At 73.5% G+C, this 471-nt stretch carries 1 protein-coding gene; it reads left to right on the forward strand.

All coding sequences use genetic code 11. The features are described 5' to 3' along the window. A partial coding sequence (locus ACYF6T_RS44650; protein ID WP_461703720.1) for a hypothetical protein occupies positions 1–471 on the forward strand: 471 nt, incomplete at both ends.

The raw sequence follows: 471 nt of genomic DNA on the forward strand, positions 1-471 counted from the left end.
GTGGAGCGGGCGCGGCCCGTCGTCGCGGGCGGAACGCAGGACGAGACCGAGGCGCGGCTGTGGCAAGCGATCGAGGACAACGACGTCGGCACGCTGACCGACGCGCTCGGCCTGGACGGCGAGGACGCCATCGCGGCGCTCGTCCCGGCCCTGCCCGTGCTGTCGGCGTGGCGGCGCAAGCACCGCGAGCAGTCCGCGCTGGCCTCGTGCCGTTACCGGGTCACGTGGAAGAACACGCGGGTCCCCGCGCCTGCGGGCCTGTCCGGCACGTGGCTGGTGCTGGTCCCGCAGACCCACTCCGACGGCCCGGCGGTCGATGTCGCCGTACACGCCCTGGACGGCCATGGCGCAACGGTGGTCCGTCAGGTCGTCGACGCGTCCCAGGCGACACGGGAGATGCTCACCGCTCGTCTGACCGAGGCCGAACCGGTGGGTGTCGTCAGCCTGTTGGGGCTGGACGAGTCGCCGCTC

It is taken from the genome of Streptomyces sp. 7R007 (assembly GCF_054850255.1).